This window comes from Cellulomonas avistercoris (genome assembly GCF_014836445.1).
GTDB classification, from domain to species: domain Bacteria; phylum Actinomycetota; class Actinomycetes; order Actinomycetales; family Cellulomonadaceae; genus Cellulomonas; species Cellulomonas avistercoris.
In genome coordinates this window covers 231593-258496 of the sequence record NZ_JACSQV010000003.1, presented here as the reverse complement: position 1 = coordinate 258496, position 26904 = coordinate 231593, and the positions used below count along the sequence as shown (strand labels likewise).

The following is a 26904-nucleotide window of genomic DNA, read 5'->3' as shown; positions in this document are numbered from 1 at the left end:
GGGCGCGCGGCCCCTGGACGCACACGAGGTGCGTGCAGGGTGTCGCGCCGTCACCGCCCGGCCGCGGGCGCCGGGTGCCGATCCACCAGCCTAGGCGATCACCCGCGTCCGACCAGCGCCCGGCCGGGCACCGGTCCCGCCGGGCGCCGTGCCCGCGCCCTGCGGACCGTCCTCGCCGCCCTGGACGTCCACCACGTCGACCACGTCGGCCTCGTCGGTGGCCGGCTCCTCGACCGGCGGTGCGTCGGCCAGCGACGCCCACGGGTCGTCGGTGAAGCCGGCTGCCACGTCCGCGGCGCCGGCCGCCGGCGCGCGGTCGTCGTCCTGCGGGGTCGATTCCTGCTGGTCCTCGCGCGCGCGCCGCGGGCCCGCGAGGCTCCTGCGGAACTTCGTGGTCCCGAAGCTCAGGTCGTGCCCGACGGCGAGCGCCTCGAGCACCAGCTCGGAGCGCGGCGCGCCGTCCTGCGCGACCCACTCCGACTGACCGAGCCGCCCGACGACGAGCACGGGGTCGCCCTTCGCGAGGGACGCGTCGAGGTTGACGGCCGCGGCGCGCCACGCCTTGACCGTGAACCACAGCGTCGGCCCGTCGCGGAAGGCACCCGACTGCCGGTCGAGCACGCGCCGCGTGGAGGCGAGCCGGAACTGCGCGTAGGGCACGCCGCCGACGCCGTCGAGGTGGTAGGTGCGCAGGTCGGAGCCGACCCATCCGACGACCGTCACGTCCTGGGTGTGCGTTCCCATCGTGGTCCCCTGTCTGCCGTGGCCCCGCGAGCGCGGGGCGTCGAGCCGCCATCGTCGACGGGCGGGGGCAGGGCGCGGGGCGGCCGGACGCACATCGGTGGACGAGCGCGTCGACGGCGGAGCCTGTGGGCGGCTCACGGCGCGCGAGGACGACCGCGCGGGCGTCAGCCCTCGCCGACAGCCCGCGCCGCGAGCTCGCGTGCGTGCCGGTGCTCGGCCAGGACGTCCTGCGTCGGCACCAGCAGGCGCCCCCGCGCGGCCGACTCGATGGCGGCCCGCCCGTCCTGGACGACGCGCGCGCCGCGCGTACGGGCCGCCCGGCGCCGGACGACCGTCGACGCCACGAGCAGCAGCACAGCCAGGGCGAGCGCGGCCGACACGAGCACCACGGGCGCGAGCCACGTCGCGGACGCCCCGAGGCGGTCGGCGAGCAGCAGCCCGGCACCGGCCAGTCCGGCGACGCCGGCGACCGCCGCGAGCACCAGCAGCACCGTCGCGGCGCGCGAGCGCCGTGCCGCGACAGGGACGTGCGCGAGCGCGTCCGTCACCGCGAGCCGCAGCTCGGCCGTGGTGGCGACCCGCGAGCGCAGGTCCTCCGCCCACGGACGGGGCAGGCCCTGCGTGACGCTCGAGAGCCACGTCGCGCGGGCCAGCCCGACACCGTCGGCGTGGACCTCGCCGAGCCGCGGCGGCGTGCCCGCACCACCGCGGACGGCCGCGGCGCCCGCCCCCCCCCCGGCGGGCCGCCCCCCGGCCGCCGCCCCCCGGGCGCCGGCGGCCCCCCCCGCGCCCCACGACAGCCGGTCGACGACGGCCCCGACGGCCAGTGCGCTCGGCGCGGGCTCGCGCGACGCGACCTGCGCCTGCACCAGGCGCGCCGCGTCCGCGATCTCGGCGTCGGCGTGCACGGCGGCGACGGACCTGCGGGCGACCGCGTCGGCGAGCGCGTCGCGCAGCCCACCGACACCCTCCCCCGTCACCGTCGACACCTCGTGGACCGCGACGTCGGGCAGCCCGTCCTCCACCAGCAGCCGCCGTACGTCGGCCACGAGGTCGCCGCGCACGGCGGGCGGCACGGTGTCGACCTGGTTGAGGACGAGCAGCATCGACGCGTCCCGGCCCGTCATGCGCCGCAGGTACCCCGAGTGCAGGGCGTCGTCGGCGTACTTCTGCGGGTCGACGACCCACACCAGCAGGTCGACCTGCGGCAGCACGCGGTCGACGACCTCGCGGTGCTCGGGCGCGATGGAGTCGTGGTCGGGCAGGTCGAGCAGGACGAGCCCGCGCAGCGAGGCCTCGCTGTCACCGTCGAGCAGGCTCTCGCGCTCGATGCGGTGCTCGGGCTCGACGCCGATCCAGTCGAGCAGCGGACCGCCGTCGGCGCCCCACACGCACGCGGTCACGCGGGACGTGGTCGGGCGGCGCACACCCACGTCGGCGAACTGCAGGCGGCTCACGGCGTTGAAGAGGCTCGACTTGCCGGACCCCGTCCCGCCCGCGAGCGCGACGACGGTGTGGTCGACGCCGAGCGCGAGACGCTCCCGCACGCGCTCGATCGTCGCGCCGACCCGCGCCACCACGGCGGGGTCGAACCGGGCGCCGCCGACGGCCAGCGCGCCGTCGAGCGCGTCCACCCGCTCGTCGAGCGCGGCGGTCGTCGCGCCGCGCACCGCACCCTGCGACGCGGCCCGCGGCTCGACGCGGACGTCGCGCGTGGGTCCGTCGCCGCCGTCGACGACGGGGATGGTCGTGGTGCTGGTCGGGTCGTCGCTCACGTGAGCCCCTTGAGGACGGCGAGGCGCAGGCGCAGGCGCGACGAGGCGTCGGCTGCGAGGTCCGGGTCGTCGAGGGTGCGGTCGGCGATGGTCCGCTCGAGGTCCACCTGCGCACGCGCGCGGCGCACCAGGTCCTCGCGCAGCGTCGACACGACGTCGTCGCCGGCATCGCCCAGCAGGGTGCGGACGGCCTGCGACGCCTCGTCGACGCCGGCGGCGGCCGCGAGCACCATCGCTGCCAGGGCGTCCTCGCCGACGGCTTTCCCGACCTGCGCGCGACGCCGGGCGTCGGCCCCGCTGCCGGCCAGGACGACGCGCACGAGGCGCGCACCCTCGCCCGTCCAGGCGCGCGCGGCGCGCTCGGCGGCGGCGGCCCGCGAGGCGTCGCCGTCGGGCCAGCGCGCGAGCACCGACGCACCACCGGGAGGCGCGGTCGGCCCCGTGAGCGCCGCGCGGAGCGCCGCGCTCCCCCGCAGCCCGACGGCCGTGAGCGCGGAGGTCGTCGACTCGGTGAGGTCCCTGAGCAGCGGTGCGACGGCCGCCGTGCGCGCACGTGCGGTCCGCCCCGAGCCGCGCACCCGGCCCGAGCGACGCACGAGCCGCGCGAAGGGCGCACCCTTGGCGACCAGCTCGGCCCAGCGCGCCCGCACCGCCCCGTCGGCCACGGCACCGGCACGCACCGTCTCGGCCGCCGCGTCACCCGGGGCCGTCGTCGCGTCGTCGAGCGTCCGCGCGATGCGGGCCGCCGCGGCGGCCTGGTCCTGCACGGCCTCCGCGAGCTCGTCGACCCACGGCCGCAGGGCGGCGAGCGAGCCGCGCAGCGTGCGGGCGACGACCGTGCGGGCGCGGTCCGGGCCGGCGAGCATGGTGAGCCAGCGCAGGACGGGAGCGACGACCGCGGTCGTCAGCGGGCCGGAGTGGGGGCCGACGTCCGGGATGACGAACAGGGGCGACCCCGCCAGGCCGTGCGCGCGCAGGCGCTCGAGCAGGTCGCCGCGCACGGTCGGCAGGGACGCGGCGGGCACCCGGTTGAGCACCATCGCGACGGACGTGCTGCGCTCGACGGCCGAGCGCAGCACCTGCCACGGCAGGGCGTCGCCGTAGCGGGACGCGGTCGTGACGAAGAGCCACAGGTCGGCCGCCTCGAGCAGCCGGTGGGCGGTGTCCCGGTTGGAGTCCAGGACGGAGTCGAGGTCCGGCGCGTCGAGGATCGCGATGCCGCGCGGCACCGTGTCCGCGGCGACGGCCTCGACCTCGTCGAGCACGGGGTGGTGCGACAGCAGGTCGGCGTCGAGCGGGTGGTGGACGAGCACGGGCTCGCGCGTGGTCGGGCGCAGCACGCCCGCGGCGCTCACCTCGCGTCCCACCAGCGAGTTCACGAGGGTGGACTTGCCGGCGCCCGTCGACCCGGCGACGACCACGACGGCCGGCGCGGAGAGCTCCGTCAGGCGCGGCACGAGGTGCTCGTCGAGCTGGTCGACGAGCCGCGCACGCGACGCCCGCGCCTCCTCGACCCCCGCGATCTCCAGCGGGAACGTCGTGGCCTCGACGTCGCGGCGCAGGTCGCGCACGGCGTCCAGCAGCGACGTCTGCGCGAGCGGACGCGCGAGGACGTGGTGGGCGACCGACGGCTCGCCGAAGTCTCCCGGCGCAGGCACTGAGCTCTGCGCAGGCACGGTTCCGGGCTGCGCACTCACGTGCCCATTGTCGGTCCCACACCTGACCAGGCCAAACGCGGCGCGCGGGTGACACGTCACGGGTCTGCCCACGGACGCGCCCCGGACACCCGCGAGGGCCGTCCGCGCGGCCCCACTACGCTGTTCGGCACCAGCCCTCGTAGCTCAATGGATAGAGCAACGGCCTTCTAATCCGTAGGTTGCAGGTTCGAGTCCTGCCGGGGGCGCCGCGTCCCTGCTCAGCCGGTTCCTCTGCGGTCGCGACGAACGCGGTGGTCACCGGAGCGGTTGTGACGCCCACCTCGACCGCCCGACCTCGCCACCGCTCCCGCGAGATGCAATAGTGGTCACCCTGACCACCAAAACCCGGCAACCCGAGCGGAGCCGCAGCATGAAGAGCGCACTGATCGTCGTGGACGTGCAGAACGACTTCTGCGAGGGCGGCGCCCTGGCCGTCGCCGGCGGCGCGGACGTCGCGGCCCGCATCAGCGACTACCTGCGCCGGCGCGCGGACCGGTACGACACCGTCGTGGCCACCCGCGACTGGCACGCGCCGCTGCCGGACACCAACGACGGGCACTTCGCCGCGGACGGCGACCCGGACTACGTCACCACGTGGCCCGTGCACTGCGTCGCCGGCACCCCCGGCGCGGAGTACCACCCGCACCTCGAGCTGCCCGAGCGCACGGTGCACGTCGTCAAGGGCGAGTCGCGACAGGACTACTCGGGTTTCCAGGGCCGCATCGTCGACGCCACGGACGGGCGCCAGCTCGCGGGCCTGCTGCTGGACCGCAACATCGCGTGCGTCGACGTCGTCGGACTGGCGACCGACTTCTGCGTCGCCGCCACCGCCGTGGACGCCCGACGCGGCGGCGCGACCATCGTCACCGTCCTGACCGACCTGACCGCGGCGGTCTCGGCCCCGACCGCGATCCGGGCACTGACGGACCTGACCGCCCAGAGGATCCGGCTCGAGGAGTCGCGGTGAGCACGCGGGCCGGCACTCCGGCCACGGCACCCGAGGGCTACGACGCCGGTGACTACCCGCCCTTCGCCGTCACGGTCGACCTGGCGATCTTCACGGTGCGCGACGGCGCGCTCAAGGTGCTGCTCGTCGAGCGGTCCGCGGACCCGTACGAGGGCGCCTGGGCGCTGCCCGGCGGGTTCGTGGGCGTCGACGAGGACATCGACGACGCCGCGTGGCGCGAGCTCGCGGAGGAGACGGGCCTGACCCGCACCGACTGGCACCTCGAGCAGCTGCGCACCTACGGCACGCCGGGGCGCGACCCCCGCATGCGCGTCGTCTCGGTCGCGCACGTCGCCTTCGCCCCCGACCTGCCGGACCCGCGGGCGGGCTCGGACGCCCGCTGCGCGCGCTGGTGGGCCGTGGACGACCTCGACCTGCCGGGGCTGCGGGGCGGCGACGACGACAGCGACGTCGACGGCGCGCCGGCCCTCGCGTTCGACCACGCCCGGATCCTCGCCGCCGCGTTCGACCGCGTCGCCGCGAAGATCGAGTACACGTCCCTGGCCACGGCGTTCTGCCCACCGACCTTCACGCTCGGGGAGCTGCAGCACGTCTACGAGGCCGTGTGGGGCGTGCGGCTCGACCGCTCCAACTTCCGCCGGTGGGTCCAGCAGACGACGGGTCTGGTCCGCCCGGCCGCCACCGACGAGCTCCGCCCGCCCGCGGGGCGCGGCCGCCCGGCCGCGCTCTTCGAGGCGCGCACCGACGGCGTCCGCACCCTGCACCCGCCGCTGCTGCGCCCCCCGCACGCCCGCGCGCTGCGCACCGACGCGGCGTGACGCGGGTGCGCACGTGCGCGTGCGTCAGCCGTCCGCCACGTGCCGCGCCACCTCGTACCCGTCCTGCACGTGCACGACCTCGAACGGCACGCCCGGGTGCAGCAGCGCGGCGACCTGCAGCACGTCGCCCCACTCCTGCGGCGTCCCGCCCCCCTGGCGGTCGATCAGCAGGTAGTCCGGGACGGGGTTGCGGTTGCCCAGGTAGTACACGTCCGTGCGGTCCACGAGGTACGACATCAGGCCCACGTCCGTCTCCACGACGACGTCGTCGGGGATGACCGCGAGCGTGTCGCGGGCGGCCTGGGCGCGCGGCGCACCGAAGTGCAGGCCGGGGTTCGTCAGCTGCCACAGGGGCAGCTGCGGGAGCAGCATGAGCGAGGCCGTCAGCCCCACGACCGGCGCGTACCGGCTGTAGCGGCGCAACCAGCGCACGCGCCCCCGCCGGGCGCGGTCGATGCCGTCGAGCATCGCCACGAACGCGATGGGCAGGAGCACGGCGCTGTAGTGCCACGTCGGCTCCCAGTAGCCGGGCTCGGCCGACAGGAAGCGCCAGGCCAGGGTCGGCAGCGCCAGGAGCACGAACGGGGAGCGCAGCGCGATCGCCCCGGTGACGACGACCAGCAGCCACAGCGTGTAGCCCTTGGCCGGCGCGTACAGGGCCAGCGGGTCGGACAGCGCGGCGGCCAGGTCGAGCCGCGACCCGTACGCCCACTCGCCCTCCGGGTTGAGCCGGGGCAGCACGACGCGCGTCGCCAGGACGAACCCCGCCACGCCCCACGCCGAGAGCCACAGCAGGGCGGGCCGGCGCGCGCGCCACGCGATGACGACGCCCAGCACCGCCGTCGTCAGGCCGAGGTCCTCCTTGACGAGCGCGAGCAGGGCACCGGCGACGACGGCCGTGCGCCACTGCTCGCGCAGCACCGCCACCAGCGCGATCGCGAGCAGCGGCACCGCGAACGCGATCTCGTGGAACTGGGCCTCCACCGCGTACTGCAGCCCCCAGCTCAGCCCGAAGGCGACGCCGACGAGCCCGCCGACCACGCGTCCCAGCAGCGGCACCGCGGCCCGCGTCACGACGGCGGCCGCGAGGCCGAAGAGCACGTTCTGCAGGACCAGCAGCGTCAGGGCGTGCGGGAAGACCGCGTACACCGGCCCGAGCAGCACCAGCAGCGGGTGGAAGTGGTCGCCCAGCAGGTGGTAGTCCGGGCCCTTGATGTGGACGATCGGCGCCTCGAGCCCCGCGTACCGGGACGCGAGCTGCGTGAAGATCCCCAGGTCCCACGAGCGGACGACGAACGCCCGCCACTGGGCCACGGAGTACACGGTGTAGAGGGTCGCGACCAGCAGGCCGACGGCCGCGGGCAGCGCCCACACCCGCGCGACGTGACGGCCACGCTCACGCCACGTCGGGCGCGGGTGCTCGTCCGCCGCGGTCTCGTCCTGCGGCCGGGCGGCGTCGTCCGCCGCGGTGACGTCCTGCTCCTCCGTCACGTCCGAGGGCGCGGCGGCCTCCTCGGACGCGCCGTCCCCGGCCGCGACGTCGTGCTCCGTCCGTTCCGCCGGGAGCACGGGCTCTCGTGACGTCACGTCACCTCCAGCGGGATGCGGCGGCGGGCGATCCGCCGATGGACGCCTGGCATCCTGCCACGCCCGCCGTGACGCCGGAAATGTGATGACACGACCCCCTGCGCTCTGGTGCCCTGGACGCACCCATCCACCACGAGCCACACCCCTTGCGGGTGCGACCCGTCATGTCCGCAGGAGGACACCATGCATCCCCTGAGCACCTTCGAGGTCCACCGGCAGGACCAGGTCGCCCTGCTCCGTCGCTCGACCCGGCAGGGCACGCGCGAGCCGGTCCCCCGGTCCCGGGACGACGCCCACGGCCGCCCCCCGGATCCGAGGTCCGGCGCCCGCCGGACGCCCCCCGGACGGCCGACGGCACCGACGGCCCGACCCGTGGCACCATGACCTCGTGCTCACGCCCGCCCGCCGCGTCCCCGCCGCGGGCGGGCGTCGCGCGTGATGGGCCGCCACGACGGCGCCGCCGCGGCGCCCCGCGCGCCCTGGTACGTCCGGACGGGACGCGCCGCGCTGCGCTGGCTGGGCCGGCTCGCGCTCGGCGCGCTCGCCGGCGGCATGGTCCTGGGTGCGACGCTGTGGGCGGGCACCTCCGGGGAGTCGGCGCGCGCGCTCGGTGCGGCGGCGGCGGTCCTCGTCGTCGTCGCGACGGCCCTGGCCGCGACCCTGCCGCCGGTCCCGGAGCCGCCCGCCACCAGCCCCGGCGACGGGGCCGGGACGCGCCGCGGCCCGACGACCGACGACCGGTGACGTGCGCTGGTCCTAGTCTGTCGACGTGACGAGCACCGCCGACGACGCACCCACCACTGCCACCACCGCCGCTCCCCCGGGGGCCACGCACTCCAGCACCGACCGCATCGTGTGGGTGGACTGCGAGATGACCGGGCTCGACCTGGTCCACGACGCCCTCGTGGAGGTCGCCGCCGTGGTGACGGACTCCGAGCTCAACGTCCTGGGTGAGGGCGTCGACGTCGTCGTCGCACCGCCGCCGGAGGCGCTGGCCCAGATGGGCGACTTCGTCCGGACCATGCACACGACCTCGGGGCTGCTCCCCGAGCTCGAGCACGGCGTGAGCCTGGCCGACGCGCAGGCGCAGGTCCTGGAGTACGTCCGCACCTGGGTGCCCGACGCCGGCAAGGCCCCCCTCGCGGGCAACTCCGTGGGCACCGACAAGGCGTTCCTCGACCGCGACATGCCCGAGCTCGTCGGGCACCTGCACTACCGGATCGTCGACGTCTCCTCGATCAAGGAGCTCGCCCGCCGCTGGTACCCCCGCGTGTACTTCGCCGCTCCCGAGAAGAACGGCGGCCACCGCGCGCTCGCCGACATCCTCGAGAGCATCGACGAGCTGCGCTACTACCGGGCGGCGCTGCTGCCCGCCGCACCCGGACCGGACTCGGCCCAGGCGCGCAGGATCGCGGCCGACGTGGTCGCCACGAGCGTCAAGCGGGGCCTGCTCCCCGGGGCGTGACCCAGGAGCACCGCAGGGCGCCGACCGAGGTCGACGCCCTGCGACTGCTGGGTGGCTAACGGGACTTGAACCCGCGACCCCCTGGACCACAACCAGGTGCTCTACCTAGCTGAGCTATAGCCACCGCGGTGCCGTGGACCGGGTTCCCGAGGGAGACCGGCCGTCCTGCACCTGGTCCGACGCGTGCGCCGGGCCGACGATGAGTGTAGCCGGTGCGGCGCCGACCTTCGTCACGCATTCGCCCCGGGGTGGGCCCGGGGGTGTGCGAGACGCGTCACAGCCGCGCGGCGACCGCGTCCGCGAACCGCTCGGCCGCGCCGGGGGCGTGCTCGAAGAACAGCGACGGCTCCGCGAGCTCGACCTCGAGGACCACGGGACGGCCCTCGTCGTCGGGGATCAGGTCGACGCGCGTGTACAGCAGCGGGGCATGGTCGGGGAACACCTTGCCCAGCTCCTCGACGACCAGGTCGCCGACCGCGCGCTCCTGGTCGGTCACGTCACGTGCGGCCAGGACGCGCTCGCGGAAGAGCACGCCCTCCGTCTGCCCCGCGCGGTACGGCCCCTCGAGCAGCGGCTCCTTGCGGACCGCGTGGCTGAACGCGCCGTCGACGTACACCAGCGCGCTCTCGCCCTGCGTGTCGACCTGGGTCAGGTAGCGCTGCAGCATGACGCGCCGGCCCACGGCCAGCAGGTTCTTGGCGTGCGTGATGGCGAGCGACCGCGACGGGGTCTGCCCCGCGTCGTAGCGGCCCGTGTCGCGGGAGCCGGCGCTGACCGTGGGCTTGATGACGAAGTCGCCGAACGCCGGGAAGCGCGTGTGGATCGCGCGGGCGTTGAGGTTGCGCTCGGGGTCGAGCCAGATCGTCGGGACGATCGGGATGCCGCGCTGCTCGAGGTCGCGCAGGTAGGTCTTGTCGATGTTCCAGGCGACCACGTCGGCCGGGTTGAGCAGCGTCGACGTGCGCTCGACGCGGCGGGTCCAGTCGGCGAACTGCGTGGGCCGGTCCGTGTAGTCCCACGTCGAGCGGATGAGCACGTGCGGGTACGCCGACCAGTCCACCGTCGGGTCGTCCCACACGACGACGTCCGTGGGGACGCCGCGCTCGGTCAGCGCCGCGCGCAGCGGGAGGTCGTCGGGGTCGAGCTGCGGCAGCTGGGCGCACGTGGCCAGGGCAAGACGTGCGGTGGGTTCGCTCACGCCTCGCACTGTACCCACGCGGTGTGTCGCGCACGCTGCGGGCGCGTGACGCACGGACGACGCGCGGGCGGCACCCTGCCGCGCACCGGGACGGTCAGGCGGGTCCGCCGCCGGCCGCCGTGAGGCGGTGCAGCGCGCGCACCACACTCGCGGCCGACGCCGTCCCGACCCGCCGCCCCGACTCGTCCAGGACGCCCACGCTCGTCCCGCCGGGGGCGTCGACGGCCGCGGTCAGCGCGGTGACGACGTCGCCCAGCTCGGCTCCGAGCCGCACGGTCGGCCCGGCACCACCGGGACCGGGGCCGTCGTCACCGCGCGGTGCGTCGTCGAGGTCGGTCGGCTCGAGCCGGCCGAGCGCCAGCAGGCGTGCCGTGCGACCCCGTCCGACGAGGTCCGCGACCGTCCCGGTCGCCGGCCGCGCGACGACCTCCAGCGGGGAGGCGAGCTGCTCCACCCGTGCCCCGCGGCTCAGCACGACGACGCGGTCGGCCATGCGGACGGCCTCGTCGATGTCGTGCGTGACCATCATCACGGTCGTCCCGAGGTCCCGCTGCAGGCGGCTGAACTCCTGCTGGAGGCGCGCGCGCCCCACCGGGTCGACGGCCCCGAACGGCTCGTCCATGAGCAGCACGGGCGGGTCGGTCGCGAGCGCCCGTGCGACGCCGACACGCTGGCGCTCGCCCCCGGACAGCTCGTGCGGCCAGCGTCGCGCGTATCGGGCGGGCTCGAGCCCGACGAGCGTGAGCAGCTCGGCGACCCGGTCGCGCGTGCGCCGGCGGTCCCACCCCAGGAGCGAGGGCACCGTCGCGACGTTCTGGGCGACCGTGCGGTGCGGGAAGAGGCCGACGTTCTGGATGACGTAGCCGATGCGGCGCCGCAGGGCGACGGGGTCGACGTCGGTGACGTCCTCGTCACCGAGGACGATGCGCCCGGCGGTCGGCTCGACGAGGCGGTTGGCCATCCGCAGCGTCGTCGACTTGCCGCAGCCGGACGCCCCGACGAGCACGAGCAGCTCTCCCTCGCGCACCGCGAGCGACAGGTCGTCGACCGCGACCGATCCCGCGTACTCCTTGCGCACCGAGTCGAACCGGATGGCGACCGCGTGCGCCTCGTCGGCCGCGGCGACGCTCGTGGGTCCGCTCGTGGGCGCGCTCGCGGTCGGGTCGGCTCCCGGTACGGACGTCGTCACGACCAGCGACGCTAGCGGCAGGCTCCGACAGCCGCGCGCCGGGCGTCCCCCGCGCGCGTGTCGGTCCCCGTCAGTAGGTTCGAGCGCATGCCGTCCGGTCAGGTCGTCGCGACCGTCGCCAACCCGTGGTTCTCGTGGGACTACCTCGAGCGCAACGGGTCCGACGTGCTGCGCTACACCCAGCAGCACGCGTCGTTGACGGTGCAGGCCGTGCTCATCGCGTTCGTGGTGGCGCTGCCCCTCGCCGCGCTCGCGCACGCCCGCCCGCGGCTCGCCGGCCCGGTGCTGGCCGCCACCGGTGTGCTGTACACGGTCCCGTCGCTCGCGCTGTTCGCGGTGCTCGCGCCCGTGACCGGGATCGGGCGCACCACCGTGCTCATCGGGCTCGTCCTGTACGCGCTGCTCGTGCTGGTGCGCAACACGCTGGCCGGGCTGCAGGGCGTCGACCCGGCGGTGCGCGACGCCGCCCGGGGCATGGGCTACGGCCGGCTGCGCCTGCTGCTGGGCGTCGAGCTGCCGCAGGCGGTCCCTGCCGTCGTGGCGGGGCTCCGGCTGGCGACGGTCAGCACGGTCGCGCTCGTCACGGTCGGTGTCGTCGTCGGGTACGGCGGCCTCGGCCAGCTGATGTTCCGCGGCTTCCGCAGCAACTACCACGCCGAGGTGATGACGGCCACGGTGCTGTGCCTCGTGCTCGCGCTCGTCGCCGACCTCGCGCTGGCCCTCCTGGGGCGCGCCCTGACCCCGTGGCGACGCGCCTCTGCGGCGGCGACCCCGCCCGCCACCGCACCGCAGGAGGCCGCGTGGACGTCCTGACGGAGGCGTTCCAGTGGCTCAACGACCCCCTCAACTGGACGGGGCGGCAGGGTGTGCTCGCCCTGACCCGCACGCACCTCGAGGTGTCCGCGGTCGCCGTCGCGATCGCGCTCGTCGTCGCGCTGCCCGTCGGGCTCTGGCTCGGCCACCGCGGCCGCGGGGCGACGGTGGGCGTGGTCGTCGCCAACACGACGCGCGCGCTGCCGACCCTGGCCCTGCTCACCCTGCTGGCCGCGACCGGGTGGTTCGGCAACACGGCCACGGCGCTCGCGTGCGCCGTCTTCGCGGTGCCACCGATCCTGGCCAACGCCGTGACGGGCATCGGGGGCGTCGACCCGGACGCGCGCGACGCGGCGCGCGGGCTCGGCATGTCGGGCGCCCGCGTCATGTGGTCCGTCGAGGTGCCGCTCGCGGTCCCGCTGATCGCCGCGGGGATCCGCACGGGCGCGGTGCAGGTGCTCGCGACCGTCCCGCTCGCGGCCCTGGTCGGCGGCACGAGCCTGGGCACCGTCGTCGTGAGCGGCTTCGCCACGCAGCGCTACGGCAAGGCGCTCGCCGGGGGGATCCTGGTGGCCGGCCTGTGCCTGCTCGTCGAGGGGCTCCTCGCGGTCCTCGAGCGCGTCGTGACGCCGCGCGGGCTGCGGAGCCGCACGCGCGGCGCCTCCTCCGACACCCGGCCCGGCCCGCGACGGGGCCGGGCGCTTCCGGTTGCCGTCGGAGCCCCCGGCGGTTCGAATGATCCCGCGCCGTCTCCCTGACCACCCGCCCCCGGCGGTCCCCCGGCCAGCAGGTCGCCACGCCGCACCCACGCCACGCACGCCGTACCCACGCCGTACCCACGACAGGAGACCTCCGATGCGCACCAACCCGCGCACCCGCACGCTCGGCGTCCTGACCGCCGCCGTCCTCGCGCTCGGCGCGTGCGGCACGCCCGGCTCCGGAGGGGGGCAGGCCGAGTCGGACCCCACCAGCGCGGCCGGCGGCGCACCGGCCTGCGAGCCCGTCGCGGGCGAGACGCTCGTCGTGCTCGAGGACGACCTGGGCCTGCAGAACGCCGACAACGTCATCCCGGCGATCAACGCCCAGGTCGCGGCCGACCACCCGCAGGTCGTCGAGCTGCTCGACGCAGTCTCGGCCGCGCTCGACACCGACCGGCTCATCGAGCTCAACCGCGCCGTCGACGTCGACCGCCGCACCCCGACCGAGGTCGCCGCCCAGTTCGTGACCGACGAGTCCCTGGAGTCGAGCGACGCGTCGGTCGGCAGCGGCACGAGCCTGACCGTCGGTGCCGCCAACTTCTCCGAGAGCATCACGCTCGCGGAGATCTACGCGCAGGTGCTGCGCAGCGCCGGCTTCGACGCGCAGGCCCAGACGATCGGGGCGCGCGAGACGTACCTGCCCGCGCTGCAGTCCGGTGAGATCGCCGTCGTCCCCGAGTACGCGGCGACGCTCGTGACCTACCTCAACGCCCAGGTCAACGGCGCGGACGCGCCGTCGGTCGCGTCGAGCGACGTGGCGGAGACCGTCACCGCGCTGGAGCCGCTCGCCGAGAAGAGCGGCCTCGTGGTCGGTGCGGCGTCGGACGCGCAGGACCAGAACGCGTTCGCCGTGACCGCGGAGTTCGCCGCGGAGCACGAGCTGACCACGCTGTCGGACCTGTCGGCGGCCTGCGGTGACGTCGTGCTCGCGGGCCCCCCGGAGTGCCCCGAGCGGCCGTTCTGCCAGATCGGCCTCGAGGAGACGTACGGCCTGACGGTCGGCGAGTTCAAGTCCTACGACTTCGCCCTCATCGGTCAGGCCGTGCGGCAGGGTGACGCGGCGGTCGGGCTCGTCACGTCGTCCGACGGTTCGCTGGCCACGCGCGACTGAGCAGGGAGGCTGGAGGCGGTGGGCTCAGCGGCCCGCCGCCTCCAGCAGCCGCAGCCACACCTCGCTGAGCGTCGGGTACGACGGCACGGCGTGCCACAGGCGCGAGAGGGGGACCTCCCCCACGACCGCGACGGTCGCCGCGTGCAGCATGTCCGCCACGTCGGGACCGACGAACGTGGCGCCCAGGACGACGTCGCGCGCCACGTCCACGACGAGCTGCACCCGGCCCTCGTAGTCCTCGGCCGTCACGCTCGCACCGCCGAGGTCGCCCAGCTCGTACGCGAGCACCTCGACCTCCACACCGTCGCGCTGCGCCTGCTCGTGCGTCCGGCCCACCCAGGCCACCTGCGGGCGGGTGAACACCACCTGCGGCACGGCCCCGACGTCCGCGGTCGCGCGGTAGCGGGACCACGGCGCCGCCTCCGCCTCGGCCTGCCGGGACAGCCCCTGACGCGTACCACCGGCGTGCCCCTCGGCGGCGGGCCGCGGGTCGAACCGGGCGGCGATCACGTCGCCCACGACGCGGGCGTCGTACTTGCCCTGGTGCGTCGTGGCGGTCCGGCCGGTGACGTCCCCGGCGGCGAACAACCACCCGCCGTCGACGCCCGCGACCTGGAGCCGGTCGTCCACCTCGAGCGCGTCACCCGGACGCAGCCCCAGGGTCTCCAGGCCGAGGTCGTCCGTCGCCGGCCGGCGGCCCGTCGCGACGAGCACCTCGTCGACGGACAGCCGGTCGGTCGCGTCCTGGCCGTCCCCCGCTGCCGTCGCGCGCCGCTCGACGACGAGCCGCACCTCGTCCCCGTCGCGGACGGCCGACGTCACGGACGTCCCGAGCAGGACCCGCACACCGCGGTCGGTCAGCGCACGCGCGACCGCCTCGCCCGCGAACGGCTCGGCCGCGGCCAGCAGGCGCTCGCCGCGCACCAGCACGGTCACCTCGCTGCCCAGGTCCGCGAAGGCCGTCGCCAGCTCGGTGGCGACCACGCCGCCGCCGACCACGGCCAGCCGCGGCGGGACCCGGTGCGTCGAGGTCGCCTCGCGGCTCGTCCACGGCCGCACGTCCGCGAACGTCCCGGGCACCACGGGGACGGAGCCGGTCGCGACGACGACGGCGCGACGCGCCGTGACGGTGCGCAGCGAGCCGTCGGCCTCCTCGACGACCAGGACCCGCGGACCGGTGAACCGCGCGCGCCCACGCAGCAGCGTCAGGCCGGCCCCCTCGAGCCAGGCCACCTGACCGGCGTCGTCCCAGTGCGCGGCGACCTCGTCGCGGCGCACGAGCACGGCCGCCGGGTCGATGCCGCCCGTGACCGCTGCTGCCGCCCCCGGCACGGCGCGCGCGGCGGCCAGCACGTCACCGGGCCGCAGCAGCGCCTTGGACGGCATGCAGGCCCAGTAGGAGCACTCGCCCCCCACCAGTGCGGGTTCCACCACGACGACGCTCAGGCCGGTGCGCGACGCCCGGTCGGCCACGTTCTCCCCCACGGCGCCGGCTCCCAGGACCACCACGTCGTACTCGTCCGTCACCTCGGCCATCGCTCCTCCGTCCGCCCGGCGTGCGGTTCATGGTGACGCGGGACCGCAGGAGGCGCCCGTCGAGCGGGCGGCAGGAGCGCTCGGACGACGTCGACGTACGTGGCGCAAGGGGCGACGAGGCTGGTCACGGGAACGACGAAGCCCCGCCAGGAGGACCTGACGGGGCTTCGTGGGTGGTACGCCCCCCGGGACTCGAACCCGGAACCCGCTGATTAAGAGTCAGCTGCTCTGCCAGTTGAGCTAGAGGCGCGCGGCTCGAAGAGATTAGCAGGACCACGGGGCCGGGTGCGAACCCGATCGCGCCTCAGCGGCCCCTGTGTGACGACGCTCACGCGTCGCGGGCGTCCTCGTCCGTCGACGGCGCCCACCACGAGTCCTCCGGGAGCCCCTCCTGCTCGAGGAGCTCGGCGGACGTCTCGCCCGTCGGGTGCAGCAGGTCGACCAGCAGCGTCAGCGGGACGTGCTCGGCCAGCAGCTCCTGCGCGTGCTGCGCGGTGTCGACGCCGAGGACGACGACGGACTCGTCCGGTCCGATGGACGCGGGCTCCGGGCTCGCGCCTGCGTCGTCCGGCAGATGGCGCTCGTGCATCGTCGACCCCGTCCCACGCGGTGGTCGGACCCTCGTCCCGACCCGTCCTCCGGAAGATACGCCGCCCGGCTGGGAACGGGCGAGCCGCCGCCGTCGCCGTCGGCGCGGCCGTACCGGTCAGAGGTACAGGCCGGTGCCCTCGGCCCCGGCCCGGGGGTCGGCGACGCCGTGCACGTCCTTCTCCCGCAGCAGCAGGTAGGTCCGCCCCGACAGCTCGACCTCGGCACGGTCCTCGGGGTCGAACAGCACCCGGTCCCCGACCTCGACCTGACGCACGTGCTCACCCGCGGCGACGACGCTGGCCCAGGCCAGCCGCTTGCCCATCGCGGCCGTCGCCGGGATGAGGATCCCGCCGCCGGTGCGGCGCTCGGGCGCGTCGGCGTCCAGCTCGACGAGGAGCCGGTCGTTGAGCATCCGCAGGGGCAGGTCGCGTCCGGTGCCGGGGGTCTCGCTCGGTGCACTCACGTCCTCGACGCTACCCCGCGGCGATCTAGGCTGGCGCTCGTCGTCCCCACCCCCGACCCCGCAGGAGTGCACCGTGCCCCGCCTCGCCGTCGGAGAGCCCGCTCCCGACCTCACGCTCCCGACCGCCACCGGTGACCAGGTGTCCCTCCGGGACCTCCGCGGCCGCTCGGTGGTCGTCTACTTCTACCCCGCCGCGGCCACCCCCGGGTGCACCACGCAGGCGTGCGACTTCCGCGACTCGCTGGCCTCGCTGACGGCCGCCGGCTACACCGTGCTCGGCGTCTCGCCCGACCCCGTCGACAAGCTCGCGGCGTTCGCGCACGACCAGGCGCTCACCTTCCCCCTCCTGTCGGACCCGGACCACGACGTCATCGAGGCCTGGGGCGCGTGGGGCGAGAAGACGAGCTACGGGCGCACGTCCACGGGCGTGATCCGCTCCACCGTGGTCGTCGACCCCGAGGGCAAGGTCGCGCTCGCGCAGTACAACGTGCGCGCCACCGGTCACGTGGCCAAGCTGCGGCGCGACCTCGGCATCGACTGACCACCCGCCCCGGGTGACGGCGCACGTGCCAGACTCGGGGCGCACGCGGGAGTGGTGAAACGGCAGCCACGCCAGGTTTAGGTCCTGGTGCCCGCAAGGGCGTGCGGGTTCGACTCCCGTCTCCCGCACGACGACGGCGGGGGCCGGGGCGTACGCGCCCCGGCCCCGCCGTCGTCCACCGCTCAGCGGAACGGCAGCTCCAGCACCGCGTCTCCGGCGCTCACGACCGTCGGCGCGCTGCCGATGGCGTTCCACAGCGCGACGCGCACGGTGCCGCCGCGCAGGTCACCCAGCGCGCCCGTGGCCCGGTCCAGGCCCACGGCCTGCGTGTACCTCTCGGCACCCGGCACCGGGTCCGTCGCGAAGTACCGGTACACCTCGACCCGGTCCCACGTGCCGTCACCGGTCAGGTCGTACTGCACCGACACGCGCGTGCCGTTGCCGACGGCGGTCCCGGCGTCGAGCCCGACGTCGAAGGCCGTCGTGCCACCGGTGGCCGTCGCCGTCAGGCCCTTCGCCTGCAGGACCACCGCGCCGCTCGGCTCCGTCACGGTGTCGATCCCGCGGGCCGGGGCCAGCTGGATCGTCCCGGCCTGCCCGGGCGCCGGCACGAGCGTGCCGTTGCCGCCGAACCCGAGCAGCAGCCCGCGCGACGGGTCGGGCGTCGGGCTCGACGTCGGCTTCGGGGTCGCCGTCGGCGTCGTCGTCGGCTTGGGGCTCGTCGTCGGCTTCGGCGTCGTCGTCGGCTTCGGGGTCGACGTCGGCTTCGGGCTCGACGTCGGCTTCGGCGTCGTCGTCGGCTTCGGGCTCGACGTCGGCTTCGGGCTCGACGTCGGCGTCCCGGGGCCGCCGACCGCCCCGCCGCCGGACCAGGTGTACGCGCCGGACGTGACCGTGCGACCGGCGGGCACCTCGAGGCGCGTCCCGTCGCTGAACCGCACCGTGCGCGTCTGCGAGGTCACGTTCGCGGCCACGTAGGTGCGCCGGCCGTCCTTGACGAACACGGCCGACAGCGGGCTCGACCCGCGCACCTTCGTGTCGAGGGTCCCCAGCGCCGCCAGGTTGGCGACCCAGTGGTACGTGTGCGCCCGCGACTCGCCCTCCTCGACCGCGTAGCCCGGGTCGGCCTGCAGCTGGCGGAGCGCCTCGTCGCCGTCACCGAGGGCGAGGTAGCTCCACAGGATGTCCTGCCACACCGACGGCTTCCCGCCGTTGACCTTCACGAGCTCGGCGTAGTTGGCCACGACGTCGTCGGGACGCTGACCCAGGTACAGGTGCGAGCCGGTGATGGGCAGCGTGTTGATGCCCTGGATCATCTCCGGGTCGGCGGAGAACCACGTCGAGTACGTGCCGCCGTCGCCCCAGACCATGCCGAGGGTCGTGTGCCCGAAGCCCTCCGGGATCGCCTCGGCCTGGTCGAACCAGTACTCCTGGATCGCCGCGGCCTGCGTCGCGTAGAGGTACGCACCGGCGTCCCGCACGGTCGTGTCACCGGTCGCCTCGCCCCACTGCACGAGGGCCCCGGCGAAGTTCTGGCCCTCGGAGCTGGACTCCTGGTTGTTGCCGGCGGCGAACGCGCCGTGGCCCGAGGCCCAGTCGTGCCCGGCGTAGATGTCGAAGTCGCGCAGGTACGGGAACCGGGTCTCGTCCCGGTCGTAGCCGTTGGCGTCGCGGATCAGCAGGTCCACCATGCCGCCGTACTGCCCGTCCGACGCCCACTGCGGGTCGAACCGTGCGAGCGTCGCCGCGGCCGCGATGAAGTAGCCGTAGTGGAAGTGGTGGTCGTTGAGCTCGGTGTCGGAGCCGTACGAGGCCGGGTACCCGATGAGCGTGCCCCAGCGCCCGTCGTAGGCGAAGACCTGCTCGTTCTTGCCCGGGCTCGCGGTGAACCAGTCGGTGAGGGTGTCCCGGACCAGCCCGAGCGTCCTGTCACGCACCTCCGTCTCGCCGAGCTGGTCGGCGATCTCGACGATCCGCGTGGCACGTCCCAGTGCCTTGCCGGTCCAGTAGGTGTCGGCGCGCAGGATCGGCAGCGGGTCCGCGGCGGCCTCGGCGAGCAGCCGGTCGAGCGTCGCGCGCCCGGACCCGCTCGACGTGGCGACCGCCGGGACCTCCGGCAGGATGCCGGTGAACGGGGTCGCGGTGGTGAACGACGTCGTCCCCGCGTAGGCGGTCATCGTGCCGCGCGGGCTGGGGTACGTGGCGTCGATCTCGTCGCCGTCGACCTCGGTCAGGTACCGCTGCTGGTGCGGGTAGAGCGCGACGACGGGGCCGTCCGCGTAGCCCTCCAGCGGCGTGGTCCCGACCTCGTAGGTCGTGCGGACGACGGCGGCAGCCGCGTCGTAGCTGTAGGTCGCGACGGTGCTGGTGACCTCGGCGAACGCGGAGCCGGCGACGGCGTCCAGCGCGGCGGCGCGCTCGGCGTCGGTCGCGTCCGCGTCCGTGGCGAGAGCCGTGACGGCGAGGTAGCCCTGCCCGGCGAGCGACGAGCGCAGGGTCGACCCCGCGACCTGCCACGACGAGCCGGACGGCGCGAACGCGGCGTAGTCGTGACCGTTGGCGGTGAAGCCGAGCGTCGCGCCGTCACGTTCCCACACGCGGACGTCGTGCTGCGACGTGAGCAGCGCGTCCCCGCCCTCGAGGTGGTACCACGACGTGGGCAGGCCGTGGCCGATGGTCGCGCGCATGCTGCGCGTCCCGTCGGACCACGACGGTGTCACGGTCCAGTCGGTCCAGTCCGCGACCTGCACGGTCGGCGCGTCGAGCCCGGCGACGCCGACGACGACGTCCTGCACGAACGTGAAGTGGAACTCCCCGATCCCGCCCGGCGTGCCGGACAGCGTCGCCTCGCGCGGTGTCGACAGGCCGAGGCCGGCGGGCGTCGGCTGGTACGACGCCGGGTGCGCGTGCAGCGGTTCGCTCATGCGGCAGTCGAGCCGCTTGTAGAGCAGCGAGGACCACCAGTCGTTGGTGGGCAGCGGTCCCTGCGGCGCGTCGTCCGTCAGGGCCGCGCGGGGGTCGGCCTCCACGGAGTCGCAGCCCTCGGGCGTCGGGCCGACCGGCGCGGCCGCGTAGCCACCGGCGCCGACGTCGACGACGCCCTCGGCGGCCGTCGAACGGTCTCCGGGGACGACGACCAGGGCCCCGGCGAGGGCCACAGCGAGGGCGGCACCTGCCGCCACCCGGCGTCGTGACCACGGTGCCGGCACCGCGTCCAGGGCATGGTGGAACAGGGACCCCCGTGGGGTCCGGAAACGTGTTGGCATGGCGGATGGCCCCCAGGCGACCACCAGGCGCGAGGCGCACGCCGGGCGTCACCCTGTCTCAACGGTGCACGTGCTCCATTGCCGTGCGCCGTGACGCGCCCCGCGCGGCCCCCGTTGGTCGCGCTGCGATGGGTGCGTTCTGGACACCACGTTAACATCGCGTTGACACGCGTCAACTCGAACGGCGGAGGACCCCCGGGGGGTCCTCCGCCGTTCGGCGAGCGGGGTCTCAGACCTGCGCCTGGCGCTCCGCGATCTTGGCGCGCACGTCGTCCATGTCGAGCTCCTTGACGGCCGTGACGACCTGCTCGAGCGACGGCGCGGGCAGCGCACCGGCCTGGTTGAAGACGAGGACGCCGTCCCGGAACGCCATGAGCGTCGGGATCGAGCTGATCTGCAGCTCCGCGGCGAGCTGCTGCTCGGCCTCGGTGTCGACCTTGGCGTGCACGATGTCGGGGTGCTGCTCGCTCGACGCCTCGAACACGGGGCCGAACATGCGGCACGGTCCGCACCACGACGCCCAGAAGTCGACCAGGACGATCTCGTTGTCCTTGATCGTGTCGGCGATCGTGTCGGCGGTCAGCGTGGTGGTGGCCATGTGTCTTTCTCCATCCTGCAGGGGTCCACGCATACAGCGCCGGTGCGCCCCGGGCTATTCCCCGCGCCCGCCGCGAGGCGATGCGGCCCCGCGGGCCGCGACGGGGTAGAACTGCACGGTGACCGCGTCCGCCGAGTACCCCCCTGGCCCCGAACGTCCTGCCGGCTGGCTGTCCGCCGAGCAGATCGCGACCGCACGCACCCAGCTGCCGATCCTGTACGTCGACGCGGTGCCGGTGCGCGTCGACGAGTCGGGCGACGTCGTCGCCGTGGGCCTGCTGCTGCGCGTGACGCGCGAGGGCGTCATGTCCCGCGCGCTCGTCTCCGGTCGCGTGATGTACCACGAGCGTGTCCGCGACGCGCTGCTGCGCCACATCGAGAAGGACCTCGGGCCGGTCGCGCTGCCGCAGGTCCCCGCGTCGCCGCAGCCGTTCACGGTCGCCGAGTACTTCCCGACACCGGGTGTCACGCCGTACCACGACCCGCGGCAGCACGCCGTCTCGCTCGCGTACGTCGTGCCCGTGACCGGCGACTGCCGCCCTCAGCAGGACGCGCTCGACCTGGCCTGGCTCACGCCCGAGGAGGCGTGCACCGAGGCCGTGCAGGTCGAGATGAACGGCGGGCAGGGTCTCCTGCTGCGCCAGGCGATGGCGTGGGCCGGCCGCCTGCCGTGACGAGCGCCCCGGGCGCGGTGGGCGACGCGGCGACGGCCCGCCGCGACACCGCCGCCCGGGTGCTGCACGGTGCCGTCGCCGCGTGCGCGGCGGTGGGCGTCGGCATCGAGGTCGCGCGTGCGCTCGGCGCGGGCGACACAGCGGCGGCGCAACGGCTCGTGCGGCTCGTCGGCTACTTCACGATCTGGACGAACGTGCTGGTGGCGGGTGTGTCCCTGCTGCTGGCCCTGCGCCCTCGCCATGACGGGCCCGTGTTCCGCGCGCTGCGCCTCGACAGCCTCCTGTTCGTCGTCGTCACCGCCGTCACGGCGCACCTCGTGCTCGCCCCGTACACCGCCCCGGACCTCGCAGGACGCGTCGCCGACGCGCTCACCCACACGGTCGTCCCGGTCGCGACGGTCGTAGTGTGGGCCGCCGTGGGCCCACGTCCGCGCATCGCGTGGCGCACGTGCGCCGACGCCCTGCTGCTGCCCGCGGTGTGGCTCGTCTGGACGTTCGTGCGGGGGCGGGCCCTGGGCTGGTACCCCTACCCGTTCCTCGACGCGGAGCGCCTCGGGACGCCGCGGGCCCTCGCGGGCGCGGGACTGGTCGTCGTGCTCGGGGCGCTGCTCGGCGTCGTGCTGCGCGGCGTCGACCGCGTCCTGCCCCGCGCGCCGCGCTGACGGCGCCCGGCCACCCCCCGGGTCACCCGCCGAGGTCGAGGTGCGGCCAGTCGGCGAGGTCGGCGCGCAGCTGGCGGTCGTGCGTGGCGACGACCACGGCGGCCGACGTGGCGCGCAGCGCCGTCGTCAGCTCGTCGACGAGCCCCACCGACAGGTGGTTGGTCGGCTCGTCGAGCACCAGCACGTGCGGCGCTGCGAGCAGCGCGCAGGCCAGGTCGAAGCGGCGCCGCTGGCCGATCGAGAGCTCGCTCAGCGGACGCTCGAGGTCGGCCTCGGACAGCAGGCCGAGCGCGGCGACCGGGACGAGCGCGTCCGGGTCCAGCGCACCGGCGTCGAGCAGGTCGAGGGCGTGGCGCGCGTAGGCGTCGAAGGCCGTCGGTGACGGACCGCCCGGCGCGACGGACCGCTCGCCCGGGCCCTCCTGCGCCAGCACGCCGCACCGCACGCCCGGCGCGACCGCCCGGGTCCCCCGGTCCAGGGTCACGCCGCCCACGAGCGCCGCGAGCAGCGTCGACTTGCCGGCGCCGTTCGCGCCCGTGACGAGGAGCCGGCCCGCGGGCATGACCTCGACGCGGCGGCCCGGCAGGTCCAGGCGCGCGGCGACGCGCGGTCCCCGCACCTCGAGCAGGGGGCCCCCGGGGTAGCCGGGCGGCACGGAGGGCAGGTCGGGGAAGTGCAGGGCCGGCGGCGGCACCGGCACGTCCACCGCCTGCGCCTCGAGCCGCTCGATCAGCCGGTCGGCCGCCTTGACGTGCTGCCGGGCGCGCGTGCCGCGACGGTGCTTCTGCGAGCCCTTGGGCGGGCGCCACTCGTCCGACAGGCCCTCGTAGGACGCGTCGAGCCGCTCCGCCAGCACGCGCGCCCGCTTGCGCTCGGCCCGGTAGCGGGCGCGCCAGCGGCGCAGCATCTGGTCGCGCGCGAAGCGGTAGTCCGCGTAGCGCGCCGCGCCGTAGAGCACCGGCCGCCCGTCCATCGACGGGTCCATGTCGAGGACGGCCGTCATCACGTCGTCGAGCAGCCGGCGGTCGTGGGTGACGATGACCAGACCGCCGCTCCACGCCCGCAGCTGTGCCGTCAGGTGCGCGACACCGCCCTCGTCGAGGTGGTTCGTGGGCTCGTCGAGCAGCAGCAGGTCGGCCCGCTCGGCGAGCCGGCACGCCAGCCGCACCCGGTACCGCTCGCCCACGCTGAGCTCGGCGAGCCGCCGGTCCCGGTCCCGGGGCGCCTGCAGGCGCGACAGACCCTCGTCGACGCGACGGTCCACGTCCCACGCCGCGAGGTGCTCGTAGCGCGCGATGGCGGCCGACAGCGCCGCGACGTCGCCGCCGTCGTGGTCGAACCCGTCGATGACGGCCTGCAGGTCGGCCGCAGCGGCCCGGGCCGCGTCCGCGGTCGCGTCGACGATCGTCCCGACCGTGTCCTCGCGGGAGACCGCGAGGTCCTGCTCGACGACGGCGAGGGTCCCGCGGCGACGCACCGTGCCCTCCTGCGGGTGCAGCCGCCCGGCGAGCACGCCGAGCAGCGTCGTCTTGCCGGCCCCGTTCTCCCCCACCAGCCCGATGCGGTCACCCGGTGCGACGGTGAGGTCGAGCCGGTCCAGGATGCGCCGGCCGGGGTACCCGAAGGTCACGGCCTGCGCGACGAGCTGCACGTCACCGGGCCGGGGTGCCACCGCCGCGCTCATGCCCGCAGCGCCGCCACCAGGTGCGGCACGAGGGCCCGGAACGCCTGCCCGCGGTGGCTGATCGCGTTCTTCTCCGCGGGCGTGAGCTCGGCGCACGAGCGGGTCTCGCCGAGCGGCACGAGCACCGGGTCGTAGCCGAAGCCGTGCTCGCCACGCGGCGCCGCGGCGAGGGTGCCCTCGAGCGTCCCGATCTCGACGTGCTCGGTGCCGTCCGGCGTCACCAGGGCGGCCGCGCACACGAACCGCGCGCCGCGGTGGGCCGGCGGCACGTCCGAGAGCTGCGCGAGCAGCAGGCTGAGGTTGGCGGCGTCGTCCCCGTGACGGCCGGCCCAGCGTGCCGAGAAGATGCCGGGCGCGCCGCCCAGGACGTCCACGCTCAGGCCCGAGTCGTCCGCGACCGCGGGCAGGCCCGTGGCCGCCGCGAGCGCACGCGCCTTGAGCAGCGCGTTCTCCGCGAACGTGACGCCGTCCTCGACCGGCTCGGGCGCGTGGACGTCAGCGGCACCGAGCACGGCCGCGGGGTCGAGGTCAGGCAGCACCGGCGCGAGGATCGCGCGCAGCTCGGCGACCTTGTGCGCGTTGTGCGTCGCCAGGACGAGTCGCGCGCCCGGGGGCACGGCGAGGCGTCCGGGCGCGTCGGGGGCGGTCACGGCTCGAGGCCCGGCACCGCCGCCCGCGTGGCGGTGCCGTCGCCCGCGGGTGCCGCCAGCACGGCCGCCTGCAGCGCCGCGAGCTGCGCGGTGCCCGCGACAGCGAGGTCGAGCAGCGCGTCGAGCTCGGCGCGGTCGAACGGCGCGTGCTCGGCGGTGCCCTGCACCTCGACGAACGTGCCCGCACCCGTCGTGACGACGTTCATGTCGGTCTCGGCGCGGACGTCCTCGACGTACGGCAGGTCGAGCACCGGGACGCCGTCGACGATGCCGACGCTGACGGCGGCCACGGAGTCGCGCAGCACCTGGCGACCCGGCTTGACGAGGCGCTTCTCGGTGGCCCACGCGACGGCGTCGGCCAGCGCGACGTACGCGCCGGTGATCGCGGCCGTCCGCGTGCCGCCGTCGGCCTGCAGCACGTCGCAGTCGAGGACGATCGTGTTCTCGCCGAGCGCCGCGACGTCGATCACGGCGCGCAGCGAGCGGCCCACGAGACGCGAGATCTCGTGCGTGCGTCCGCCGACCTTGCCGCGCACGGACTCGCGGTCGGACCGGTTGTTCGTCGCGCGCGGCAGCATGGCGTACTCCGCGGTCACCCAGCCCTCGCCGGACCCCTTGCGCCACCGCGGGACACCCTCGGTGAACGACGCGACGCACAGCACCTTCGTGCCGCCGAACTCCACGAGCACCGAGCCCTCGCCCGCCTCGAGGAACCGCCGCGTGATCGTGACGGGCCGCAGCTCGTCCGCCCGCCGCCCGTCGGCCCGTACGACCGCGCCCGCGCTCACCCCGGCTCCCGCCACCGTCCCGACACCTGCACCCGCACCACCCGCACTCACCATGCCCACGACCCTACGTGGACAGGACCCCGCCCCCGAACCACGCCCCGCCCTCACCCCCCCTCCCGCCGAGCGCGGTACACGACCACCGAGCGCGGCACCTGGATGTGTCGCACTGGACGGTGGTGTGCCGCGCTCGACACCGGCGCGGATGTGTCAGCGGAGACCTGCGGCACGCAGGCGAGCGGCCATCGGGTCGCCCGCCCACGCGTCGGACCACGTCCAGCGCGCCACCCGCAGGCCCGTGGCGCGGAGCCGGTCCTCCCGCAGCTTCTCCGCCCACAGCACCTCCGGATCACCCGTGCCGTACTTCACGCGGCCGTCGAACTCGCCCACCACGCCCTGCTCCGCCCACCAGAAGTCCACCCGCCCCACGAGCCCCTGCCGGTCCCGGACCTCGTGCTGGAGCACGGGGACCGGCAGCCCGAGCTCGGCCATCCGCACCCGGCTGACCGACTCGCCCGGCGACTCGGACGCGGGGTCGACGAGCTCGACCACGCGACGCGCGGCGCGGACCCCACGGCCGCCCCCGGCGCGCGCGACCTCGACGCGCAGCTCGGCGAGGCTCGTGAGCCCGCACCGGACCGCGGCGTCGCCCGCCACGACCCCCGGGACCAGGCCGGCCGTCCTGGCCAGGTCCACCACGGTGCGCGCCGCGTTCGTGACCACGATGCCGTCGACCTCCGCGACCGGCACGTGCCCGGCGACGGCGTGCCGCACGACGTCCCCGTGCGACCTCCCGCCGTCCGCCGGTCCGCGCACGACGTGGACGGCGTCGTCGCGGTGCCCGACGGTCGGGAGGCCCAGCACGGCGGCCGCGGACCCGTGGGAGAAGACCGGCGGTGCGGACGCGGCCGCCAGGACCGCGCGCACCAGGGCGACGTGCCGGGCGCCGTCGTCGAGGTCGCGCCACACGCCGGCGGCCACGTAGGAGCCGCGTCGCACGCGGACGAGGCGCCCTTCTCGCAGCGCGCGCTGCAGCTGCTCGGCGTCCGCCGCGGCGCCCCGGGCCGTGGGAGCGACGTGGACCACCGTGACGTCCGTGGCCTGGCCGTGCGCGGGTTCGACCCCCGCACGGCCGCCCACGACACCCTGCACTACGCGGCCCGTCGTCCTCCCGGCGACGTCCCGCCCGCCGACGACCTGCCCACCCGCGCCCCGACCCGTCATGCCCGCACGTTCGCAGCAACGCCACGCCACCCGCTCGCGCGATCCACAGCCCGTCGCCGAGCGCGGTACTCAGCCGCCCGACGCGGTACTCGTTCGTGCCGCGCTCGAC

At 75.6% G+C, this 26904-nt stretch carries 25 protein-coding genes and 4 tRNA genes; 12 read left to right on the top strand and 17 right to left on the bottom strand.

Annotation, left to right across the window (positions count from 1 at the left end; genetic code table 11):
• Positions 1-90: 90 nt before the first annotated feature.
• The 3 genes from H9657_RS05750 to H9657_RS05740 all read right to left on the bottom strand — a co-directional run bounded on the left by H9657_RS05750 (position 91) and on the right by H9657_RS05740 (position 4177).
• Entirely contained in the window at positions 91-744 is a 654-nt protein-coding gene (locus H9657_RS05750) for a single-stranded DNA-binding protein (protein WP_191781257.1), read from the bottom strand.
• A gap of 164 nt (positions 745-908) precedes the next feature.
• Positions 909-2519, bottom strand: coding sequence for a GTPase (locus tag H9657_RS05745; RefSeq protein WP_191781255.1), 1611 nt, complete (start codon positions 2517-2519; stop codon positions 909-911).
• Positions 2516-4177 (bottom strand): GTPase domain-containing protein, encoded by a 1662-nt coding sequence (locus tag H9657_RS05740; protein ID WP_318241318.1) that lies wholly within the window; start codon positions 4175-4177, stop codon positions 2516-2518. Before H9657_RS05740 ends, H9657_RS05745 begins: the two co-directional genes overlap by 4 nt.
• 172 nt (positions 4178-4349) lie before the next feature.
• On the opposite strand from H9657_RS05740, the gene H9657_RS05735 reads away from it, so the two are divergent.
• The 3 genes from H9657_RS05735 (at position 4350) to H9657_RS05725 (ending at position 6001) form a co-directional block, all read left to right on the top strand.
• A tRNA-Arg gene (locus H9657_RS05735) sits at positions 4350-4422 on the top strand.
• A gap of 164 nt (positions 4423-4586) precedes the next feature.
• Positions 4587-5183, top strand: coding sequence for an isochorismatase family protein (locus H9657_RS05730; protein ID WP_191781243.1), 597 nt, complete (start codon positions 4587-4589; stop codon positions 5181-5183).
• Positions 5180-6001: an NUDIX hydrolase gene (locus H9657_RS05725; protein ID WP_191781241.1), complete on the top strand. Its 822-nt coding sequence runs from the start codon at positions 5180-5182 to the stop codon at positions 5999-6001. The genes H9657_RS05730 and H9657_RS05725 overlap by 4 nt, the downstream gene beginning before the upstream one ends.
• Before the next feature lie 24 nt (positions 6002-6025).
• Here H9657_RS05725 and H9657_RS05720 read toward each other — a convergent pair whose 3' ends face one another.
• Positions 6026-7588: a DUF2079 domain-containing protein gene (locus H9657_RS05720; RefSeq protein ID WP_191781239.1), complete on the bottom strand. Its 1563-nt coding sequence runs from the start codon at positions 7586-7588 to the stop codon at positions 6026-6028.
• A gap of 438 nt (positions 7589-8026) precedes the next feature.
• Between H9657_RS05720 and H9657_RS05715 the strand changes: the two genes are divergently transcribed.
• Both H9657_RS05715 and orn read left to right on the top strand, forming a co-directional pair.
• A complete protein-coding gene (locus tag H9657_RS05715) occupies positions 8027-8332 on the top strand; it encodes a hypothetical protein (protein ID WP_225214678.1) in 306 nt (101 codons plus the stop codon).
• A gap of 25 nt (positions 8333-8357) precedes the next feature.
• A complete protein-coding gene (gene orn, locus H9657_RS05710) occupies positions 8358-9053 on the top strand; it encodes an oligoribonuclease (protein WP_191781235.1) in 696 nt (231 codons plus the stop codon).
• 50 nt (positions 9054-9103) lie between these two features.
• On the opposite strand, the gene H9657_RS05705 is transcribed toward orn, so the two are convergent.
• The 3 genes from H9657_RS05705 to H9657_RS05695 form a co-directional block, all read right to left on the bottom strand.
• Positions 9104-9177, bottom strand: a tRNA-His gene (locus tag H9657_RS05705).
• A gap of 150 nt (positions 9178-9327) precedes the next feature.
• On the bottom strand, positions 9328-10251 hold the full coding sequence (locus H9657_RS05700) for an ATP-grasp domain-containing protein (protein WP_191781233.1): 924 nt from the start codon (positions 10249-10251) through the stop codon (positions 9328-9330).
• Between the two features lie 94 nt (positions 10252-10345).
• Positions 10346-11344, bottom strand: coding sequence for an ABC transporter ATP-binding protein (locus tag H9657_RS05695; protein ID WP_318241325.1), 999 nt, complete (start codon positions 11342-11344; stop codon positions 10346-10348).
• A gap of 183 nt (positions 11345-11527) precedes the next feature.
• Here H9657_RS05695 and H9657_RS05690 point away from each other — a divergent pair, with 183 nt between their 5' ends.
• The 3 genes from H9657_RS05690 to H9657_RS05680 all read left to right on the top strand — a co-directional run bounded on the left by H9657_RS05690 (position 11528) and on the right by H9657_RS05680 (position 14122).
• The gene (locus H9657_RS05690; RefSeq protein ID WP_191781229.1) at positions 11528-12253 is read left to right on the top strand and encodes an ABC transporter permease; all 726 of its coding nucleotides are present in this window, start codon (positions 11528-11530) and stop codon (positions 12251-12253) included.
• The gene (locus H9657_RS05685) at positions 12241-13011 is read left to right on the top strand and encodes an ABC transporter permease (protein ID WP_191781227.1); all 771 of its coding nucleotides are present in this window, start codon (positions 12241-12243) and stop codon (positions 13009-13011) included. Before H9657_RS05690 ends, H9657_RS05685 begins: the two co-directional genes overlap by 13 nt.
• Positions 13012-13108: 97 nt before the next feature.
• Positions 13109-14122, top strand: a complete 1014-nt coding sequence (locus H9657_RS05680) for a glycine betaine ABC transporter substrate-binding protein (RefSeq protein WP_191781225.1) — start codon at positions 13109-13111, stop codon at positions 14120-14122.
• Between the two features lie 24 nt (positions 14123-14146).
• Here H9657_RS05680 and H9657_RS05675 read toward each other — a convergent pair whose 3' ends face one another.
• The 4 genes from H9657_RS05675 to H9657_RS05660 form a co-directional block, all read right to left on the bottom strand.
• Positions 14147-15658 carry a dihydrolipoyl dehydrogenase family protein gene (locus H9657_RS05675; protein WP_191781223.1) on the bottom strand — a complete coding sequence of 504 codons (1512 nt, stop codon included), beginning with the start codon at positions 15656-15658 and terminating at the stop codon, positions 14147-14149.
• 174 nt (positions 15659-15832) lie between these two features.
• Positions 15833-15908: transfer RNA gene (locus H9657_RS05670), tRNA-Lys, on the bottom strand.
• A gap of 78 nt (positions 15909-15986) precedes the next feature.
• Positions 15987-16247 (bottom strand): hypothetical protein, encoded by a 261-nt coding sequence (locus H9657_RS05665; protein ID WP_191781221.1) that lies wholly within the window; start codon positions 16245-16247, stop codon positions 15987-15989.
• Between the two features lie 117 nt (positions 16248-16364).
• Complete coding sequence (locus H9657_RS05660) at positions 16365-16661, bottom strand: GroES family chaperonin (RefSeq protein WP_191781353.1); 297 nt, start codon at positions 16659-16661, stop codon at positions 16365-16367.
• 124 nt (positions 16662-16785) lie between these two features.
• Here H9657_RS05660 and bcp point away from each other — a divergent pair, with 124 nt between their 5' ends.
• Together bcp and H9657_RS05650 are read left to right on the top strand one after the other, a co-directional pair.
• On the top strand, positions 16786-17253 hold the full coding sequence (gene bcp / locus H9657_RS05655; RefSeq protein ID WP_191781219.1) for a thioredoxin-dependent thiol peroxidase: 468 nt from the start codon (positions 16786-16788) through the stop codon (positions 17251-17253).
• Positions 17254-17298: 45 nt separating this feature from the next.
• Positions 17299-17381: transfer RNA gene (locus tag H9657_RS05650), tRNA-Leu, on the top strand.
• A 54-nt stretch (positions 17382-17435) separates the two neighbouring features.
• Here H9657_RS05650 and H9657_RS05645 read toward each other — a convergent pair.
• A complete protein-coding gene (locus H9657_RS05645; protein ID WP_318241317.1) occupies positions 17436-20411 on the bottom strand; it encodes a glycosyl hydrolase in 2976 nt (991 codons plus the stop codon).
• A gap of 337 nt (positions 20412-20748) precedes the next feature.
• On the bottom strand, positions 20749-21117 hold the full coding sequence (trxA, locus tag H9657_RS05640; RefSeq protein ID WP_191781215.1) for a thioredoxin: 369 nt from the start codon (positions 21115-21117) through the stop codon (positions 20749-20751).
• Between the two features lie 118 nt (positions 21118-21235).
• On the opposite strand from trxA, the gene H9657_RS05635 reads away from it, so the two are divergent.
• Together H9657_RS05635 and H9657_RS05630 are read left to right on the top strand one after the other, a co-directional pair.
• Positions 21236-21790 carry an NUDIX hydrolase family protein gene (locus H9657_RS05635; RefSeq protein ID WP_191781213.1) on the top strand — a complete coding sequence of 185 codons (555 nt, stop codon included), beginning with the start codon at positions 21236-21238 and terminating at the stop codon, positions 21788-21790.
• The gene (locus tag H9657_RS05630; protein WP_318241316.1) at positions 21787-22452 is read left to right on the top strand and encodes a Pr6Pr family membrane protein; all 666 of its coding nucleotides are present in this window, start codon (positions 21787-21789) and stop codon (positions 22450-22452) included. Before H9657_RS05635 ends, H9657_RS05630 begins: the two co-directional genes overlap by 4 nt.
• 22 nt (positions 22453-22474) lie before the next feature.
• Here H9657_RS05630 and H9657_RS05625 read toward each other — a convergent pair whose 3' ends face one another.
• The 4 genes from H9657_RS05625 to H9657_RS05610 form a co-directional block, all read right to left on the bottom strand.
• Positions 22475-24136 carry an ABC-F family ATP-binding cassette domain-containing protein gene (locus H9657_RS05625; protein WP_191781209.1) on the bottom strand — a complete coding sequence of 554 codons (1662 nt, stop codon included), beginning with the start codon at positions 24134-24136 and terminating at the stop codon, positions 22475-22477.
• Entirely contained in the window at positions 24133-24786 is a 654-nt protein-coding gene (rdgB, locus tag H9657_RS05620) for an RdgB/HAM1 family non-canonical purine NTP pyrophosphatase (RefSeq protein ID WP_191781207.1), read from the bottom strand. The genes H9657_RS05625 and rdgB overlap by 4 nt, the downstream gene beginning before the upstream one ends.
• Positions 24783-25574: a ribonuclease PH gene (gene rph, locus H9657_RS05615; protein WP_191781205.1), complete on the bottom strand. Its 792-nt coding sequence runs from the start codon at positions 25572-25574 to the stop codon at positions 24783-24785. The genes rdgB and rph overlap by 4 nt, the downstream gene beginning before the upstream one ends.
• A gap of 207 nt (positions 25575-25781) precedes the next feature.
• The gene (locus H9657_RS05610; protein WP_191781203.1) at positions 25782-26657 is read right to left on the bottom strand and encodes a hypothetical protein; all 876 of its coding nucleotides are present in this window, start codon (positions 26655-26657) and stop codon (positions 25782-25784) included.
• Positions 26658-26904: the final 247 nt, after the last annotated feature.

Bases quoted from the DNA above. Each gene is read 5' to 3' on its own strand.
- H9657_RS05625 (WP_191781209.1), bottom strand. From the start codon at position 24,136: ATGAGCGCGGCGGTGGCACCCCGGCCCGGTGACGTGCAGCTCGTCGCG.
- H9657_RS05715 (WP_225214678.1), top strand. From the start codon at position 8,027: ATGGGCCGCCACGACGGCGCCGCCGCGGCGCCCCGCGCGCCCTGGTAC.
- H9657_RS05690 (WP_191781229.1), top strand. From the start codon at position 11,528: ATGCCGTCCGGTCAGGTCGTCGCGACCGTCGCCAACCCGTGGTTCTCG.
- H9657_RS05660 (WP_191781353.1), bottom strand. From the start codon at position 16,661: ATGCTCAACGACCGGCTCCTCGTCGAGCTGGACGCCGACGCGCCCGAG.
- H9657_RS05675 (WP_191781223.1), bottom strand. From the start codon at position 15,658: ATGGCCGAGGTGACGGACGAGTACGACGTGGTGGTCCTGGGAGCCGGC.
- H9657_RS05665 (WP_191781221.1), bottom strand. From the start codon at position 16,247: ATGCACGAGCGCCATCTGCCGGACGACGCAGGCGCGAGCCCGGAGCCC.
- trxA (WP_191781215.1), bottom strand. From the start codon at position 21,117: ATGGCCACCACCACGCTGACCGCCGACACGATCGCCGACACGATCAAG.
- H9657_RS05750 (WP_191781257.1), bottom strand. From the start codon at position 744: ATGGGAACGCACACCCAGGACGTGACGGTCGTCGGATGGGTCGGCTCC.
- H9657_RS05730 (WP_191781243.1), top strand. From the start codon at position 4,587: ATGAAGAGCGCACTGATCGTCGTGGACGTGCAGAACGACTTCTGCGAG.
- H9657_RS05680 (WP_191781225.1), top strand. From the start codon at position 13,109: ATGCGCACCAACCCGCGCACCCGCACGCTCGGCGTCCTGACCGCCGCC.